Source organism: Hydrogenophaga sp. (assembly GCF_041633695.1).
GTDB lineage: Bacteria > Pseudomonadota > Gammaproteobacteria > Burkholderiales > Burkholderiaceae_C > Hydrogenophaga.
This window is the reverse complement of record NZ_JBFJMY010000585.1, coordinates 1-2,245: the sequence shown is the minus strand read 5'-3', so window position 1 is coordinate 2,245 and position 2,245 is coordinate 1. Positions and strand designations below refer to the sequence as shown.

The window sequence follows — 2,245 nt, the reverse complement described above, 5'->3', positions numbered from 1 at the left end:
GCAGGGCGCACAAAGGCGAGGAAGGTCACCATCACCGCCACCGGATTGCCCGGCAGACCGAACAGCACGGACGAGCGACCCGCGCCGCCGAGCCCGTCGCCGGGCCGCCCCAAGGCGGGCTCAGCCCCCTCGGGGGGCAGTGACCCGTGCGGCGGTGGGGCGTGGGGGTCGAGCCCGTCGCCGGGCCGCCCCAAGGCGGGCTCAGCCCCCTCGGGGGGCAGCGACCCGCGCAGCGGTGGAGCGTGGGGGCAACTGATCCGGCCCACCGCCATGGGGCGCCCTGGGCGCATGGCGATGCGCCAGAACGCCACGTCGCCCAGCTGTTTCATCATGGCCTTGGTGTGGTCGGCCTCGCCCATGCTCACGCCGCCGCTGGTGATGACCGCATCGGCCTGCGCGGCGGCTTGGCGGAAAGCGGCTTCTAGCAAGGCGGGTTCGTCGCGTACCACACCCATGTCGATCACCTCCACACCCATGCGGGTGAGCAGACCGAACACCGTATAGCGGTTGCTGTCGAACACCGCGCCTTCGCGCGGCGCCTCGCCCAAGCTCAGTATTTCGTCGCCGGTGGAGAAGTAGGCGACTTTGAGCCGGCGAAACACCCGCACCTGGGGCAGGCCCAGGCTGGCCAGCAGACCCAGCGCGGCCGGACCCAGGGTCTGGCCTCGGGCGAGCGCCGGGCGTCCTTGCATCAGGTCTTCGCCCGCCAGGCGCCGGTTGTCGCCGGCACGCACCACATCGGCCGAGAACGTGATGCGATCGCCCTCGCTGCGGGTGAATTCGAGCGGCACCACGGTATCCAGATGGCCCGGCATGATGGCGCCGGTCATGATCTTCAGGCACTCGCCTGGGCCGACGGGGCTGGCCCAGGCCTTGCCTGCAAATGCGGTGCCCACCACCCGCAGCGAAAGGCTTTCACCGGCTTGCAGTTGCTCGCTGGCAAAAGCAAAGCCGTCCATGGCGGAGTTGTCGTGGGGGGGCACGCTGATGGGCGAGACCACGTCTTCGGCCAGCACGCGGCCCAGCGCGTCAAACAGGGCGACGGCTTCGGTCTGCTCCACCGGCGCGACCAGGCGCTCGAGAAAGGCGTTCACGCCCTCGGCCTTGAGGGCTTGCGGGTCGTAGCCTTGCAGGGCGGCGGCGATTTCGTCCAGGGTCTGGGTGTGGCTCATGGTCGGCTGTGGCGGGGTCAGGTGTTTTCGAGCGCGTGCAGCTCGGCCAGCGTGTTGGCGTTGAAGAAGGCGCGCGGCGCGTCGCCGGGCTGGTCAAACGGCACCAGCACCGTTTTGTGCAAGGCGGTCCATTTGTCGATCTTGCGTTGCCCGGCCTGGGTGAACGCCACCAGGCTTTCCAGCAACTCCACCCGCATCAGGCAGAACACGGGTTGGGCGCGCAACTGGCCGTCTTCTTCGGGTGCGGCGGCCATGGCGATTTCGGTGCTCTCGTCGTCAAACGCCTGGGCCAGGCGCTGCGCCAGATCGAGCGGGAACAGCGGCGTGTCGCAAGGCACGGTCAGCAGGTATGGCGTTTCGCAGCGCTCCAGGCCGGTCATGAAGCCGGCCAGCGGCCCCGCGTAGTCGCTCAAGGTGTCGGGCCAGACCGGTGCGCCAAAAGCCTCGTAGGCGGCGAGGTTGCGGTTAGCGTTCACCATCAGCTCGCCCACGAAACCGCCGTCTTGCATTTGCAGCCGCAGGACGGTGTGCAAGGCCAGGGGCGTGCCGTTGAAATTTTGCAGGCCTTTGTCGGCGCCGCCCATGCGCGAACCGCGCCCACCGGCCAACACGATGGCGGTGATTTCAGAAGAATGGATCAAGAGAAACCTCGGTGAAAGAAGTGATGTATCAGAGCGGTGCCCTATTCAGCACTCGCCGTGGAACCGCCCTTCGTCAGGCTCAGGACGGGCCACAGGCGTGGTCCCCTTTGGGGGAAGGCACGCAGCGGCGCAGGGGGGAATCGTTTAGCCACCGATATAGCTCATTTCCACCCGCCGTGCACCGGTGCCGGCATCGGGCGGCAGGCTGGCGCGCAATTCGGAATAGCGGTCGCTGCGTCCTTGCCAGACGGCGGCGATGGCCGAGCCCAGTTCTTCGTCGCTGACCCCGCCCCGCACCAGGTGGCGCAGATCGTGGCCTTGGCTGGCGAACAGGCACAGGTAGACCTTGCCTTCGGTGGACAGGCGGGCGCGGTTGCAGCCGCCGCAAAAAGCCTGGGTCACGCTGCTGATGACACCGATTTCGCCGGCTTG

General features: G+C 68.0%; 2 protein-coding genes and 1 pseudogene. All 3 read right to left on the bottom strand.

The genetic code is table 11. The annotated features are described in order from the left end of the window. Window positions 1-1,172, bottom strand: a 1,172-nt coding sequence (locus tag ABYB95_RS21995) for a molybdopterin molybdotransferase MoeA (RefSeq protein WP_372661993.1), incomplete at its 3' end; no start/stop codon positions are given. Between the two features lie 17 nt (window positions 1,173-1,189). Next, window positions 1,190-1,813 (bottom strand): molybdenum cofactor guanylyltransferase MobA, encoded by a 624-nt coding sequence (gene mobA / locus ABYB95_RS21990; protein WP_372661990.1) that lies wholly within the window; start codon window positions 1,811-1,813, stop codon window positions 1,190-1,192. 144 nt (window positions 1,814-1,957) lie between these two features. After that, window positions 1,958-2,245, bottom strand: a pseudogene (locus ABYB95_RS21985) (GTP 3',8-cyclase MoaA); the annotation flags it as partial.